At 69.7% G+C, this 14,194-nt stretch carries 13 protein-coding genes; 10 read left to right on the forward strand and 3 right to left on the reverse strand.

Annotated features, from left to right (window positions below; all coding sequences use genetic code 11):
* Nucleotides 1–9: 9 nt before the first annotated feature.
* From cbiB to LA521A_RS03965, 7 genes are read left to right on the forward strand one after another with little or no spacing between them, the layout of a single operon-like run.
* Entirely contained in the window at nt 10–912 is a 903-nt protein-coding gene (gene cbiB / locus LA521A_RS03935; RefSeq protein WP_281782005.1) for an adenosylcobinamide-phosphate synthase CbiB, read from the forward strand.
* A complete protein-coding gene (gene cobD, locus LA521A_RS03940) occupies nt 905–1,900 on the forward strand; it encodes a threonine-phosphate decarboxylase CobD (RefSeq protein WP_281781066.1) in 996 nt (331 codons plus the stop codon). The genes cbiB and cobD overlap by 8 nt, the downstream gene beginning before the upstream one ends.
* The gene (locus LA521A_RS03945) at nt 1,897–3,369 is read left to right on the forward strand and encodes a cobyric acid synthase (protein ID WP_281781067.1); all 1,473 of its coding nucleotides are present in this window, start codon (nt 1,897–1,899) and stop codon (nt 3,367–3,369) included. The genes cobD and LA521A_RS03945 overlap by 4 nt, the downstream gene beginning before the upstream one ends.
* Nucleotides 3,357–3,878 (forward strand): bifunctional adenosylcobinamide kinase/adenosylcobinamide-phosphate guanylyltransferase, encoded by a 522-nt coding sequence (cobU, locus tag LA521A_RS03950; protein WP_281781068.1) that lies wholly within the window; start codon nt 3,357–3,359, stop codon nt 3,876–3,878. Before LA521A_RS03945 ends, cobU begins: the two co-directional genes overlap by 13 nt.
* The gene (gene cobT / locus LA521A_RS03955) at nt 3,875–4,921 is read left to right on the forward strand and encodes a nicotinate-nucleotide--dimethylbenzimidazole phosphoribosyltransferase (protein WP_281781069.1); all 1,047 of its coding nucleotides are present in this window, start codon (nt 3,875–3,877) and stop codon (nt 4,919–4,921) included. The genes cobU and cobT overlap by 4 nt, the downstream gene beginning before the upstream one ends.
* The gene (locus tag LA521A_RS03960; RefSeq protein WP_281781070.1) at nt 4,918–5,469 is read left to right on the forward strand and encodes a histidine phosphatase family protein; all 552 of its coding nucleotides are present in this window, start codon (nt 4,918–4,920) and stop codon (nt 5,467–5,469) included. The genes cobT and LA521A_RS03960 overlap by 4 nt, the downstream gene beginning before the upstream one ends.
* Nucleotides 5,466–6,215: an adenosylcobinamide-GDP ribazoletransferase gene (locus tag LA521A_RS03965; RefSeq protein WP_281781071.1), complete on the forward strand. Its 750-nt coding sequence runs from the start codon at nt 5,466–5,468 to the stop codon at nt 6,213–6,215. The genes LA521A_RS03960 and LA521A_RS03965 overlap by 4 nt, the downstream gene beginning before the upstream one ends.
* Nucleotides 6,216–6,217: 2 nt before the next feature.
* Here LA521A_RS03965 and LA521A_RS03970 read toward each other — a convergent pair whose 3' ends face one another.
* Together LA521A_RS03970 and ybaL are read right to left on the reverse strand one after the other, a co-directional pair.
* The gene (locus LA521A_RS03970; RefSeq protein WP_281781072.1) at nt 6,218–6,862 is read right to left on the reverse strand and encodes a YceH family protein; all 645 of its coding nucleotides are present in this window, start codon (nt 6,860–6,862) and stop codon (nt 6,218–6,220) included.
* A 10-nt stretch (nt 6,863–6,872) separates the two neighbouring features.
* A complete protein-coding gene (gene ybaL / locus LA521A_RS03975) occupies nt 6,873–8,561 on the reverse strand; it encodes a YbaL family putative K(+) efflux transporter (RefSeq protein ID WP_281781073.1) in 1,689 nt (562 codons plus the stop codon).
* A gap of 203 nt (nt 8,562–8,764) precedes the next feature.
* Here ybaL and LA521A_RS03980 point away from each other — a divergent pair, with 203 nt between their 5' ends.
* Entirely contained in the window at nt 8,765–10,609 is a 1,845-nt protein-coding gene (locus LA521A_RS03980; RefSeq protein WP_281781074.1) for an ABC-F family ATP-binding cassette domain-containing protein, read from the forward strand.
* Between the two features lie 249 nt (nt 10,610–10,858).
* On the opposite strand, the gene LA521A_RS03985 is transcribed toward LA521A_RS03980, so the two are convergent.
* The gene (locus LA521A_RS03985) at nt 10,859–11,755 is read right to left on the reverse strand and encodes a PhzF family phenazine biosynthesis isomerase (RefSeq protein ID WP_281781075.1); all 897 of its coding nucleotides are present in this window, start codon (nt 11,753–11,755) and stop codon (nt 10,859–10,861) included.
* Between the two features lie 225 nt (nt 11,756–11,980).
* On the opposite strand from LA521A_RS03985, the gene LA521A_RS03990 reads away from it, so the two are divergent.
* On the forward strand, nt 11,981–12,286 hold the full coding sequence (locus tag LA521A_RS03990; RefSeq protein WP_281781076.1) for an FmdB family zinc ribbon protein: 306 nt from the start codon (nt 11,981–11,983) through the stop codon (nt 12,284–12,286).
* A gap of 106 nt (nt 12,287–12,392) precedes the next feature.
* Entirely contained in the window at nt 12,393–14,192 is a 1,800-nt protein-coding gene (gene aspS / locus LA521A_RS03995) for an aspartate--tRNA ligase (RefSeq protein ID WP_281781077.1), read from the forward strand.
* Nucleotides 14,193–14,194 lie beyond the last annotated feature (2 nt).

The following is a 14,194-nucleotide window of genomic DNA, read 5'->3' on the forward strand; positions in this document are numbered from 1 at the left end:
GCACTCGCCATGCTCGCCGCCGTGGCGCTCGACGCGATGCTGGGCGAGCCGCGGCGCGCGCACCCGCTGGTCGCGTTCGGCCGGTATGCAGCGTGGATCGAACGGCGATGGCACCGCGACCGTCGCGCGGCCGGCGTGTTCGCGTGGATGCTCGCCGTCGCGCCGCTGGTGCTTGCCGTCGCAGGGGTGTCGCATCTCGTGGGGCGATGGCCGTGGGCGTCGTCGATCCTCGCGGCGTTGGTGCTGTACCTGGCGATCGGGCATCGCAGCCTGGCCGAGCACGCCCGCGCGGTGGAAATCGCACTGCGTGCGGACGACCTCGACGCCGCACGCGCGGCGGTGGGTCGCATGGTGAGCCGCGACACCGGCGCGCTCGACACCTCGCAGGTCGCCGCCGCGGCGACGGAATCGGTGCTCGAAAACGGCAGCGACGCGGTGTTCGGGGCGCTGTTCTGGTTCGCGTTGCTTGGTGCGCCCGGCGCCGTGCTGTATCGCCTCGCCAACACGCTGGACGCGATGTGGGGCTACCGGACGCCGCGCCTGCTGCGCTTCGGCTGGGCGGCGGCGCGCATCGACGATGTGCTGAATATCGTCCCCGCGCGCCTGACCGCGCTGACGTACGCACTACTCGGCCATGCACGAACGGCGCTGCACTGCTGGCGTACGCAGGCGCCGCAATGGGACAGCCCGAATGCGGGGCCGGTGATGGCCGCCGGCGCCGGTGCGCTGCGCGTGCGCCTCGGCGGCGCGGCGCCGTATCACGGTGTGTGGGAAGCGCGCCCGCTGCTCGGCGAAGGTGAGGCGCCGGACGCCGATTCGATATCGGCCGCGTTGCGCCTGGTCCGTCGCGGCGTCTGGTTGTGGCTCGCGGTGGCGTTCATCGCGATAGTGCCTGGAGGTCTGCATGCTTGAACACGGCGGCCGATTGCTGCGCGCCGCGCGCACCTACGGCATCGCGCCAGAGCGCTGGCTCGACCTGTCGACCGGGATCAGCCCGTTCGCGTGGCCGGTGCCGCCCATCCCGGCGTCCGCATGGCACCGCCTGCCGGAGGACAATGACGGGCTGGAAGCGGCTGCGCGCGATTATTACGGCGCGCCTTCGCTGCTCGCGGTCGCCGGCTCGCAGGCCGCGATCCAGGCCCTTCCGCGTCTGCGCCCGCATTCGCGCGTCGGCGTGATCGCCCCCGGGTACGCGGAGCACGCGCATGCGTGGCGCGCTGCCGGGCATGCGGTCGAAACGCTTCCCGCCGATATGTTGCTGGCACAACACGGGCGCTTCGACGTCATCGTGTTGATCCACCCGAACAACCCGGGCGGTGAACGCTTCGATCGCGAGCGACTGCTCGAACTGCATGCAACGCTCGCGCAGCGAGGCGGGTGGCTCGTCGTCGACGAAGCCTTCATGGATGCGACGCCCGAGGCGAGCCTGTGCGATGCAGGCGATCGCGACGGGCTCATCGTGCTGCGGTCGGTCGGCAAGTTCTTCGGCCTTGCCGGAGCGAGGGCAGGCTTCGTCTGCGCGAGTGCGGCGCGGCTTGCATCGCTGCGCGACATGCTGGGGCCGTGGACGCTCACCGGTCCCAGCCGCTACGTGGTGCGCTGCGCGCTGCAAGATCGCGAGTGGCATGCCATGCAGCGTGAACGACTGGCCGCGTTCGGCGCGCGCCTGCGCGAAACGCTGGCCGCCGCCGGATTCGCGCCGGACGCCGGTTGCGCGTTCTTCCAGTGGAAGCGCGATCCGCGCGCGGCCGCGATGCACGAAGCGATTGCGCGGCGCGGCATCCTGACGCGCCGGTTCGACGAGCCCGCGAGCATCCGTTTCGGCTTGCCGCCGGACGGCCTCGCGTTCGAGCGACTGCACGAGGGCGTCCGCGCAGCATTGACGGAGATCGACGCATGAGCGCGCACGTGCTGATGGTGCAGGGATGTACGTCCGATGCCGGCAAGAGCACGCTCGTCGCGGCGCTGTGTCGATGGCTGCATCGGCGCGGTGTGCGCGTGGCGCCGTTCAAGCCGCAGAACATGGCGCTCAACTCGGCGGTGACCGAGGACGGCGGCGAGATCGGCCGCGCGCAGGCGGTGCAGGCCCAGGCGTGCGGCCTCGCGCCGCACACGGAGTTCAATCCGGTGCTGCTCAAGCCCAACAGCGACACCGGTGCGCAGGTCATCGTGCACGGCCGCGTCGCGGCGAATCTGGATGCGCGCGGCTATCACGATTACAAGCGCATCGCGCGCGAAGCGGTGCTCGCCTCGCACGCGCGACTGTGCGAGCGTTTCGATGCGGTGATCGTCGAAGGCGCGGGCAGTCCGGCGGAAATCAACCTGCGCGCGAACGACATCGCCAACATGGGCTACGCCGAAGCGGTGGATTGCCCGGTGATCCTGATCGCCGACATCGACCGCGGCGGCGTGTTCGCGCACCTCGTGGGAACGCTCGCGTTGCTCAGCGAAAGCGAGCGCGCCCGCGTGCAGGGCATTGTCATCAACCGCTTTCGCGGCGACATCGCGCTGCTGGAGCCCGGGCTCGAATGGCTCACGCGCGAGACCGGAAAGCCCGTGCTCGGCGTGCTGCCGTACCTGCACGGGCTGCACATCGAGGCCGAAGACGCGGTGCCGATGCCGCGCGAGACGCCCGGCGCGCAGTTGCGCGTCGTCGTGCCGGTGCTGCCGCGCATCAGCAATCACACCGATTTCGATGCATTGCGCGCGCATCCGCAGGTGGACCTGCGATTCGTCGGCGCAGGACAAACGCCGCCGCCGTGCGATCTCATCGTGCTGCCGGGCAGCAAGTCCACGCGCGCCGATCTGGCGTGGCTGCGCGCGAACGGATGGGCGGACGCCATCGCGCGCCACCTGCGCTACGGCGGCAAGGTGCTCGGCATCTGCGGCGGGCTGCAGATGCTCGGGCGTGCCGTGCACGATCCCCACGGCATCGAGGGCGATGCGGGGTCCAGCGAGGGCCTGGGCTGGCTGGAGCTTGAAACCACGCTCGCGTCGCACAAGCACTTGCGCAACGTCACCGGCCGTCTTGCGTTCGACAACGCGGCGCTGCGCGGATACGAGATCCACTGCGGAACGAGCGAAGGGCCGGCGTTGTCGCGTCCCGCGTGCACGCTCGACGAGGGGCGCGCAGACGGCGCGATGTCGGAGGATGGAAGCATCATCGGCACCTACGTGCACGGCGTGTTCGACCATCCCGATGCGCTGGCCGCGCTGTTGCGGTGGGCCGGCCTGCATGAAGCGCAGCGACTCGACATCCATGCGTTGCGCGAGGCCTCGCTGGAGCGCCTGGCGGACGCGATCGAAGCGCACCTCGACACCGATGCCGTGCTCCGGCTCCTCGGGCAGGAGGCTGCATGCGAACCTTGATCCTTGGCGGTGCGCGTTCGGGAAAGAGCGCGCTGGCCGAGCGCATCGCGATCGAGTCCGGTCGCGATGTCGTCTACATCGCCACCGCGCGCGCGGGCGATGCCGAGATGCACGAACGCATCGCGCATCATCGTGAACGGCGCCCCTCGCACTGGGAGTCCGTCGAAGAACACCTGGCGCTCGCTACCGCCCTGCGCGACCGCGCGCGACATGATCGCTGCGTGCTCGTGGATTGCCTGACGTTGTGGCTCGCCAACCTGCTGGCGGAGCAGGATGCGCCGCGCTTCGAACGCGAACGCGGCGCGCTGCTCGACGTGCTGCCGACCTTGCCGGGTCAGATCCTCATCGTAAGCAACGAGACCGGGTTGGGCGTGGTGCCGATGGGCGCGCTCACGCGGCGCTTCGTCGACGAGGCGGGGCGCCTGCACCAGGAGCTCGCACGCCGCTGCGATCGCGTGCTGTTCGTCGCGGCGGGGCTGCCGCTCGCACTGAAGGGGACGTACGGATGAACGAGGCATGGTGGTGCAGGCCGTGCGACGCGCCGGATATCGACGTCGAGCGGATCGCGCTCGCGCGGCAGGGCATGCTGACGAAACCGCCCGGTTCGCTGGGCGCATTGGAGGATCTCGCCGTGTGGTGCGCGGCGCGGCAGGGCACGGATCGTCCGGGAATCGAACGCGTGTGGATCAGCGTGTTCGCCGCCGACCATGGCGTGGCGGCGGAAGGCGTGTCGGCGTTTCCGCAGGCGGTGACCGGCGAGATGGTGCGCAACTTCGCGACCGGCGGCGCCGCGATCGCGGTACTCGCGCGGCAGCTTGGCGCGCGGCTCGACGTGGTGAACCTGGGCACGGTGAACGATCCCGGCGAGGTACCGGGCGTGCACCGCGCGACGATCGCGCCGGCCACGGCGAACTTCTGCGATGCCGCGGCGATGACGCCGGTACAACTGCGCACCGCGATGCAAGCCGGTGCCGATCGCGCGGCGCTCGCGCTCGATCACGATGCGGACCTGTTCATCGGCGGCGAGATGGGCATCGGCAATACGACGTCCGCAACGGCGCTGGCGTGCGCGTTGCTGGACGAGTCGCCCGACGCGCTGGTCGGTGCGGGAACCGGCCTGGATTCGGCCGGCATGGCGCGCAAGCGGGACGTCGTGCAGCGCGCGCTCGATCGTCACGCCGACGCGCGCGATCCGCTCGAACGCCTGCGGCGCCTCGGCGGTTTCGAGATCGCCGCGCTGACCGGCGCATACATCGCCGCCGCGCAATCGCGGATGCCCGTGCTGGTGGATGGTTTCATCACCACCGTCGCCGCGCTCGCCGCGGTGCGATTGAACGCCAGCGCGCGCGAATGGCTGTGCTTCGCGCACCGCTCGAACGAGCGCGGGCATGCGCGCGTGCTCGATGCATTGCAGGCGCAGCCATTGCTGGACCTGCGCATGCGCCTGGGCGAAGCAAGCGGCGCCGCCGTCGCTGTTCCGCTGCTGCGGCTGGCATGCGCGCTGCATCGGGAGATGGCGACGTTCGAACAGGCCGGCGTTACGCGCGCATGACGACGGCGACGATCGATCTGCTGCGACATGGCGACACCGGTCAGCGCAGCTACCGCGGGCAACTCGACGATGCACTCAGCGAGCTGGGCTGGTCGCAGCTTCGTGGCGCGGTGGTCGGGCAGGAATGGTCGATGATCGTGTCCTCGACGTTGCAGCGTTGCGCGCGATTCGCGCATGAGTTGGCGAGTACGCGAGGCGTACCGCTGCATCTGGACGCGCGCCTGGCCGAGTACCACTTCGGCCATTGGCAAGGCGTGCCGATCGAAACGCTGGCGGAAGAACAGGGCGAGGCGCTCGGCCGGTTCTGGGCGGACCCGGTGGCGCATCCACCGCCGGGCGGCGAGACGTTCGCGCAGTTCCGCGCGCGCCTTTGCGCGGCGATGGACGATGTCGCGGCCAGTGCGGGACGCGGCCGCGTCCTGGTGGTCACGCACGGCGGCGCGATCCGGCTGCTGCGCTGCATCGCCGAGGCGCGCGGCTTCGGCGATATGGCCGGCATCGACGTGCCGCACGCGTCGCTGCATCGCATCCGCTGGCCGGCCGCGTGATGCGCGGCCTGCTCGTGGCGGTCGGTTTCCTCACGCGCATTCCGGTGCCGTCGTGCGTGTATGCCGACGCGCGGGCGCGATCGCAATCGCTTGCGTGGTATCCGTTGGTCGGCGCGTTGATCGGTGCGATGTTGTGCGCGTTGCTGTGGCTCGCACCGGGCGACAAGCCGTTGCTCGTTGCGGCGATGCCGCTGGTCGCGTGGGTGTCGATTACCGGCGCGCTGCACCTGGACGGTCTCGCCGACAGCGCCGATGCGTGGGTCGGTGGCATGGGCGGCAGCTGGGACGAACGCCGCACGCGCACGCTGGACATCATGAAGGATCCGCGCTGCGGGCCGGCCGGCGTCACCGCGCTCGTGCTGGTGTTGCTGGCGAAGTTCGCCGCGCTGGCGAGCCTCGGTCCCGATGCGTGGCGATGGCTGTGGCTGCCGCCGTTGCTGGCGAGGATGGCCGCGACCACGGCGTTCGTCGGCACGCCTTACGTGCGCGCCGGCGGCCTTGGCACCGAGATTGCGGGCGCATCGCGCATCGCCTGCACGATCGCGTTGTCGCTCGGCGTCGCCGCGTGTGCGTGGGCCGGTGCGCGTGGCGCGGTGGCGGTGGCGATCGCGGCGATCGTTTTCCTGCTATGGCGGCGCGCATGCATGCGCCGGCTCGGGGGTATCACCGGCGACACCGCCGGCGCTTTGGTGGAACTGGTCGAAACGGCGGTGCTGGTGGGCGTGGCGCTGTTTCCGCCCGCCTGAGTTCAGCCCGCGGCGCGTGCGCCTTCGAGTGCGGCCAGCCGCGCTTCGAGTTCGGCCACGCGTTGCTCCAGTTCCGCGACGCGTTCGGACATCGGCGACGACGCACCGGCGTTCGCAGCCGACACCGCCATCGCGCTCGCATCGGGCTCGCCGCACAGCAAGTGCGCGTAACGCTCGCCACGCTGGCCAGACTGCCTCGGCAACGCGACCACGAGTGCCGGCGTGCGGCGCGACAGGCGTTCGAGCGCGTGCTGCACGTCCTCGATGCCTTCGAAGCGCGCGAGGCGATCGGTGCGCGAGAGCAGTTCGTGCGCGGTCTGCGGGCCGCGCAGCATCAACAACGCGAGCAGCGCCGTCTGCGGTTTCGTCAGGCTGAGCACGGCTTCGAGCCGGTGCGCGTAGCGCTCCGCGCGTGCGGTGTGCTGCGATTTCACGAATGCGCGCGTTTCCAGCCGGCGCAGCGCGTTGGCGACGTCGCCCGGTTCCAGCTCCATCACCGGCTCGCGCGCGGTCTTCTGGTTGCAGGCGAGCACGATCGCGTTGAGCGTGAGCGGATACGCGTCGGGCGTCGTCGCCTCCTTCTCGAACAGCGATGCGAGGATGCGGGCGTCGACGGGCGACAACAGCGGTGCGGTTTCTTCACTCATGTGGAATTCCTCAGGCCGTGGCCGGCGGCAGGTGGCGCGAGCCGCGATAGAGCGGAGTGGCCATCACCATCTCGGCCAGGCTGTGCGCGAGCTCGCGTTCGGCCATCACCGCGCCGTCGGCGCCGTGCTGGAGCAGGTGTTTCACTTCCGCATCGCTGTGCGCGCGCGCGACGATGGTCAGCGCCGGATTGATCTCCCGAAGTCGCGCGATGATCTCGCCCGCTTCCAGCGCGTTGGGAATCGCGACCATCACCGTATGCGCGCGTTCGGGCGCGGCCTCGCGCAGCACGCGTTCGTTCGCCGCGTTGCCGCGAATCGCGGGAATGCCGGCCGCGCGGGCGCGTTCGACAAGATCCTGCTCGCCGTCGATGACGACGAGCCCGACGCCCTGGTCGGTCAGCAGGCGCCCCAGTTCGCTGCCGACGCGGCCGTAGCCGATCTGGATCACGTGGTCGTGCAGATCGGGCGGGATCGGCGGATAGACATGCTCCTCGACCACGGCCTCGCGCAACGCTTCCTCGCGTGCTTCGCGGCGGTCGAGCCAGGTGAACAGGATCGGGTTGACGATGATCGACAGCAGCGCGCCGGCGAGGATGAGGTCCTGGCCCTCCTTCGGCAGCACTTCCAGCTGCAGGCCGAGGCCCGCGAGGATGAAGGAGAACTCGCCGATCTGCGCCAGGCTGGTGGAAATCAGCAGCGCGGTGCCATTGGGCTTGCCGAAGGCGCGGACGATCGCATACGCCGCGATGGACTTGCCGACGACGATGATCAGGAACGTCGCCAGCACCTGCAGCGGCCGGTCGATCAGGATCATCGGGTCGAACAGCATGCCGACCGACACGAAGAACAGCACTGCGAATGCATCGCGCAGCGGCAGCGTTTCGTTGGCGGCCTGGTGGCTGAATTCGGATTCGTTGAGCACCATGCCGGCGAAGAACGCGCCCAGCGCGAAGGACACGCCAAACAAGCCGGCCGAGCCGAACGCTACGCCGAGCGCGATGGCGAGCACGCACAGCGTGAACAGCTCGCGCGAGCCGGTGCCGGCGACGCGTTCGAGCACCCACGGAATCACGCGCCGGCCGACGATGAGCATCACCGCGATGAAGCCGCCGACTTTGGCGAGCGTCTTGAACAGCGCTTCCCACACGTCGGCGGCGCTGGTTTCCGCGCCGCCCTTGAGCAGGCCCGCGAGCGCGGGAAGCAGCACCAGCGCCAGCACCATCGCCAGGTCCTCGACGATCAGCCAGCCCACCGCGATGCGGCCGCGGCTGGTTTCGACCAGGCGTCGTTCTTCCAGCGCACGCAGCAGCACCACGGTGCTTGCGACCGACAGCGACAGGCCGAACACCAGTCCCGCGCCGTGCGACCAGCCCAGCAGCAGGGCCATGCCCCAGCCCAGGCCCGTGGCCAGCGCGATCTGCGCCAGCGCGCCGGGCAGCGCGATCGCCTTCACGTCGAGCAGGTCGCGCAGCGAGAAATGCAGCCCCACGCCGAACATCAGCAGGATCACGCCGATCTCGGCCAGCTGCGGCGCCAGCGTCTGGTCGCCGACGAAGCCGGGCGTGAACGGGCCGGCGACGACACCGGCGAGCAGGTAACCGACCAGCGGCGACAGGCGCAGTTTCTGCGCCACCGCGCCGAAAACGAACGCCAGCACGAAGCCGGCCACGAGGATCGCAATGAGGGACGTGTGGTGCATCGGCTCTCCGATGAGGGATCCCGTTCAGGATGTAGGTGGGACCGGGTCGATGCAACCCGCGATTCCGCACGCCGTCACCGAGCCAGCAGATTGCGTCAAGACGCGTCAATCGTGGGTCGTCGGGGCAGGGCGGCGCACGGGCAGCGGGCCGAGCCTTTAGACTACGCGGCCCGGATTGCATCCGATCCCGCGTCAGCCCGCCCGTGATTTCCTTCCGCAATTTCGCCCTTCGCCGGGGCGAGCGCCTGCTGCTGTCCAACGTCGACCTGTCCATGCACGCCGGCTGGCGCGTGGGCGTGATCGGCCGCAACGGCACCGGCAAGTCGTCGCTGTTCGCCGCGCTGCAGGGCGAGGTCGAGGCCGACCAGGGCGACATCGACATCCCCGCGCGCGTGCGCATCGCCAGCGTCGCGCAGGAAACGCCGGCGCTGGACGATCCGGCGCTGGATTTCGTGCTGTCCGGCGATTCGGCCGTCTACGCGGCCATCGCGATGGAGCGCGACGCGATGGCGCGCGAGGACTGGGAAGCGGTCGCCGAGGCGCATCACAAGCTGGAAGAGCTCGGCGGCTACGACGCCACCGCGCGCGCCGGCAAGCTGCTGCACGGGCTGGGCTTCACGCCCGACACGCACGAGCGCGCGGTGAAGGAGTTCTCCGGCGGCTGGCGCGTGCGCCTGAACCTCGCGCGCGCGCTGATGACGCCGTCGGACCTGCTGCTGCTCGACGAACCGACCAACCACCTCGATCTCGACGCGGTGCTGTGGCTGGAGCAGTGGCTGCTGAAATATCCCGGCACGCTGCTGCTGATCTCGCACGATCGCGAGTTCCTCGACGAGGTCACCACGCACACGCTCCACCTGCACGACGGCAAGGGCAAGCTCTACACCGGCGACTACACCGCGTTCGAACGCCAGCGCGCCGAACACCTGCGCCTGCAGCAGATCACGCACGAGAAGGTGCAGGCCGAACGCGCGCACCTGCAGAGCTTCATCGACCGCTTCAGCGCGAGCGCGGCGAAGGCCAAGCAGGCGCAGTCGCGCGTCAAGCGCCTGGCGAAGATGCAGAACACCGAAGCGGTGCGCGTGGAGCGCGCGTTGCGCATCGAGTTTCCGGCACCGGCGAAGCTCCCGCACGCATTGCTGCGCATTTCCGATGCCGATTGCGGGTACGGCAACCACGTCGTGCTCGACAACATCCGTTTCGTGCTCGAAGCCGGCGACCGCGTCGCGCTGCTGGGCCCGAACGGCGCGGGCAAGTCGACGCTGGTGAAGTCGCTGGTCGGCGAGATCCCGCTGCTGTCGGGCGAGCGCGGCGGCCATCCGGACCTGCGCATCGGTTACTTCGCGCAGCACACGGTGGAATCGCTGCGCGAGGGCACCAGCCCGATCGATCACCTCGGCGAGATCGCGCCGGGCGTGTCGACGCAGCAGCTGCGCGACTTCCTGGGCAAGTGGAATTTCCCGGGCGATCGCGCGTTCGAATCGGTCGATGGATTCTCCGGCGGCGAGCGCGCGCGACTGGCGTTGGCGCTGATCGCGTGGCGCCGGCCGAACGTGCTGCTGCTGGACGAACCGACCAACCATCTCGACCTCGACATGCGCGAAGCGCTGGCTGAAGCGCTGGCGGGTTTCGACGGCGCGATCGTGCTGGTGTCGCACGATCGTCACCTCATCGGTCTGGTGTGCGAGACGTTCTGGCGCGTGGCCGACGGCGTCGCGCAGCCGTTCGACGGCGACCTCGACGCCTACGCCGTGTGGCTGCGCACGCGCGATTCCGCTGCGGAAAAGCCCAAGGCGCCGATCGCCGCCGCGCCCGCACCGAAGACCGCGTCGAAGGGCCCGAAGGTGAACGCGCACAAGCTCGCCCAGGCCGAGGCGCGCGTGGCGGAGCTGGAATCGAAGCTGCATACGCTGGACCTGGACCTCGCCGATCCGGATCGCTACGCCGGTGGCGGCACCGACGCGGCTGCATTGGCGAAGCAGCGCGACCAGGTGGCGGCCGAACTGGCCGCGGCGGAAGAGGCGTTGCTGGGGTTTTACGACGCGTAACTTCTTGTAGCCGTCGCTAGCGGCCTTCTCAGCTGTCATTCCCGCGAAGGCGGGAATCCATCCGTCCGGCGCGTCACGCTGGATGGGGCCACCCCGGCAAGATCAAATTGGGTTCCAGCTTTCGCTGGAATGACGGTGTATCGGTTGCAACGCATCGGCTGCGGCCGGCGTGACGGCCTGGGTCCCGGCCTCCGCCGGGATGACGTTGTCTCGCGATTGACGCGCCTTCTGGGCGGATCGCGTTCCCCATCAGCGCTCGACCCTCTCCCCCAGCACCGCGCGCCCCTCGATCGCCACCGCGGTCGGCTCGCCATCCTCCACGGTTACCGCGACGTCGACGAACCCGCCGCGCCCCGCGCCGTTGCGTTGCCGGGCGCGGAAGCGCGCTTCAGCATCGCGCGCCGCCAGCAGGCCATGCTTCACCAGCCACGCGCCCATCGGGCCGTTCGCGTTGCCGGTCACCGGGTCTTCCTCGATGCCGATGCCCGGCGCGAACATGCGGCCATGCGTCAGTGCGTCGTCGCCGGCCTGCGCATCGAGCGTGAACACGAAATAGCCCCGGCCACCGCTGCGTTCGCCGAGCGCGGCCAGTCGCGTCATGTCGGGGCGCAGCGCGAGCAGGCGCTCGCGGCTGCGGATCGGCACCATCAGCTTGCCGTGCCCGGTGCTGACGAACTGCACCGGCCCGCGCGGATCCAGTTCGTCGAAGGCGAGGCCGAGCGCGTCGGCGAGTTCGCGCACGAGTTCGTCGCCCAGCGGGGCGTCGAAGGTCGGCGCGTTCTGCCGGATGCGCACGACGATGCCATCGGCGTCCTCGCGCGTTTCGACCTGCTGCACGCCCGCGCCGGTGAGCTGGCGCCGCATGCCGCGCGCGCCGCCTTCCAGCGCCAGCGCGAAGTGCGCGCCGACCGTGGCATGGCCGCAGACGGGCACTTCGGTGGTCGGCGAGAAGAACCGCACGTGCACGTCGTGGTCGTCGCCGCGCGGCGGCAGGACGAAGGCGGTTTCCGAATGCCCGAGTTCGGCGGCGATCGCCTGCATCTGGGCCGCGCTCAACCCGCGCGCGTCGGTGACCACGCCGGCGGGATTGCCCTCGCCGCGGACGGTGGTGAAGGCGTCGATCCGGTAGATGCGCAGCGGGGACATTCCGTGTTCCTTGGATGGGGTGGGCCAGTCTAGGGCTACGCCCAGAGCGCATCGCCGCCCAATTTTCGTGAGCCGGCCCTTGTAGCCCGGGTAAGCGAAGCGCACCCGGGGGTCGTCACGCCCGGCCGTTTTCACCCCCCGAAGGCCCCTCAAGCGCCCCAAAGCCTTGAAACCTGCGCATTCGCCGCCAGAATGCCCGCCTGACCTCGCAACGCCCGTCGTGCCATGCCGATCTATGCCTTCGAATGCGCCGCCTGCGGCCACTCCTTCGACCGCCTGCAGAAGATGTCCGACGCCGACCCCGTCGAATGCCCGTCCTGTGGCGAGCCCCAGGTGCGCCGGCAGCTGACCGCGCCGCAGTTCCGCCTCGCCGGTGGCGGCTGGTACGAGACCGACTTCAAGAAGGACGGCGACAAGAAGCGCAACCTGGCCGGCGATGCCGGCTCGGCCTCCAAGTCCGAGGCCAAGCCCGCCGAGAACAAGCCGGCGGAGAAGAAGGCGGACGCCCCCGCCTCGAAGCCCGCCAGCTGAGGTCGCGGAGGCCGCGCCATCGCCGGCCTCGCTCCAAGGTGCGCCGCTGCCGCTAAAATGCGCAGTTCTCCGGCCACGCGGCCGGATCGCGAAACCTGGAGCCCCCATGCGTACCCATTTCTGCGGCCTCGTCGATGAGGCCCTGATCGGCCAGACCGTCACCTTGTGCGGCTGGGCCGATGTCGCCCGTAACCTTGGCGGCCTGTGCTTCATCGACCTGCGCGACCACGAGGGCATCGTGCAGATCGTGGCCGAGCCGACCACGGACGCGGCGCTGGGTGCGGGCGAGGCCAACGCGGCCGTCATCGCCACCGCCGCGAACGTCGGTTACGAGGACTGCCTGCGCGTCACCGGCGTCGTGCGCAAGCGCGAATCGGTGAACAACAAGATCAGAACCGGCCAGGTCGAAGTCGTCGCGACCCGGATCGAAGTGCTGAACAAGGCCGAGCCGCTGCCGTTCCACGCGCACGAGAACGCGGGCGAGGACATCCGCCTGAAGTACCGCTATCTCGACCTGCGCCGTCCCGAGATGCAGAAGATGATGCGCACGCGCATCAAGCTGGTGCAGGCGCTGCGCCGCTACCTCGACGAGCGCGGTTTCCAGGACATCGAAACGCCGATCCTGACCAAGGCCACGCCGGAAGGCGCGCGCGACTTCCTCGTGCCGGCGCGCATGCACCCGGGCGAGTTCTACGCGCTGCCGCAGTCGCCGCAGCTGTTCAAGCAGATCCTGATGATGGCCGGTTTCGACCGCTACTATCAGATCGCCCGCTGCTTCCGCGACGAAGCGCTGCGTGCCGACCGCCAGCTGGAATTCACCCAGCTCGACATGGAATTCGCGTGGGTGTCCGAGCGCGACGTGCAGGACATGGTGGAGGAGATGATCCGCGTCGTGTTCCGCGAGGTGATGAACGTCGAACTCGCGGCGCAGTTCCCGCGCATGACCTACGCCGAGGCGATGCGCCGCTACGGTTCGGACAAGCCGGATCTGCGCATCGCGCTGGAATTGACCGACGTGGCCGAGCTGGTGAAGTCGTGCGAGTTCAAGGTCTTCACCGACTGGGCGAGCCATGAGGACGGCCGCGTGATCGCGCTGCGCGTGCCGGGCGCCGCCACGCTGAGCCGCAAGCAGATCGACGACTACGCCGCCTACGCCGGCAAGTACGGCGCCAAGGGGCTGGCGTGGATGAAGGTGGAAGACGCGTCGAAGGGCCGCGAAGGCATCAACTCGCCCATCGCGAAGTTCCTCGACGACGCCACGCTCGCCGCCATCGTGCAGGCCACCGGCGCGGCGACGGGCGACGCGATCTTCTTCGGCGCGGCGACGTACAAGTCGGCGTCGGACTTCATGGGCGCGCTGCGGCTCAAGCTCGGCAAGGACCTCGGCCTCGTCGCCGAAGGCTGGGCGCCGCTGTGGGTCACCGACTTCCCGATGTTCGAGTGGGACGACGAAGAGAACCGCTACGTTGCGCTCCACCATCCGTTCACCGCGCCGGCGGTCGATTCGATCGACGACCTGCGCGCGAACGCGAAGACCGCCGTGTCGCGCGGTTACGACATGGTGCTCAACGGTAACGAGATCGGCGGCGGTTCGATCCGTATCCACCGCCCGCAGATGCAGAGCGCGGTGTTCGAACTGCTGGGCATCGGCGCCGAAGAGGCCGAGGGCAAGTTCGGCTTCCTGCTGGACGCGCTGAAGTTCGGCGCGCCGCCGCACGGCGGCATCGCGTTCGGCATCGACCGCATCGCCGCGCTCATGGCCGGCACCGAGTCGATCCGCGACGTGATCGCGTTCCCCAAGACCACCACCGCGCAGTGCCTGATGACCGGTGCGCCGTCGCCGGTGCCGGACGCGCAGCTGGCGGAAGTGCACATCCAGATTCGTGAAAAGAAGGAAGGGAAGTAACG

Source organism: Lysobacter auxotrophicus (genome assembly GCF_027924565.1).
GTDB lineage: Bacteria > Pseudomonadota > Gammaproteobacteria > Xanthomonadales > Xanthomonadaceae > Lysobacter_J > Lysobacter_J auxotrophicus.

Excerpts from the sequence above, each read along its gene's own strand:
- cbiB (WP_281782005.1), top strand. The coding sequence starts at position 10 with ATGCTCGCCGCCGTGGCGCTCGACGCGATGCTGGGCGAGCCGCGGCGC.
- cobD (WP_281781066.1), top strand. The coding sequence starts at position 905 with ATGCTTGAACACGGCGGCCGATTGCTGCGCGCCGCGCGCACCTACGGC.
- LA521A_RS03945 (WP_281781067.1), top strand. The coding sequence starts at position 1,897 with ATGAGCGCGCACGTGCTGATGGTGCAGGGATGTACGTCCGATGCCGGC.
- cobU (WP_281781068.1), top strand. The coding sequence starts at position 3,357 with ATGCGAACCTTGATCCTTGGCGGTGCGCGTTCGGGAAAGAGCGCGCTG.
- cobT (WP_281781069.1), top strand. The coding sequence starts at position 3,875 with ATGAACGAGGCATGGTGGTGCAGGCCGTGCGACGCGCCGGATATCGAC.
- LA521A_RS03960 (WP_281781070.1), top strand. The coding sequence starts at position 4,918 with ATGACGACGGCGACGATCGATCTGCTGCGACATGGCGACACCGGTCAG.
- LA521A_RS03970 (WP_281781072.1), bottom strand. The coding sequence starts at position 6,862 with ATGAGTGAAGAAACCGCACCGCTGTTGTCGCCCGTCGACGCCCGCATC.
- ybaL (WP_281781073.1), bottom strand. The coding sequence starts at position 8,561 with ATGCACCACACGTCCCTCATTGCGATCCTCGTGGCCGGCTTCGTGCTG.
- LA521A_RS03985 (WP_281781075.1), bottom strand. The coding sequence starts at position 11,755 with ATGTCCCCGCTGCGCATCTACCGGATCGACGCCTTCACCACCGTCCGC.
- LA521A_RS03990 (WP_281781076.1), top strand. The coding sequence starts at position 11,981 with ATGCCGATCTATGCCTTCGAATGCGCCGCCTGCGGCCACTCCTTCGAC.
- aspS (WP_281781077.1), top strand. The coding sequence starts at position 12,393 with ATGCGTACCCATTTCTGCGGCCTCGTCGATGAGGCCCTGATCGGCCAG.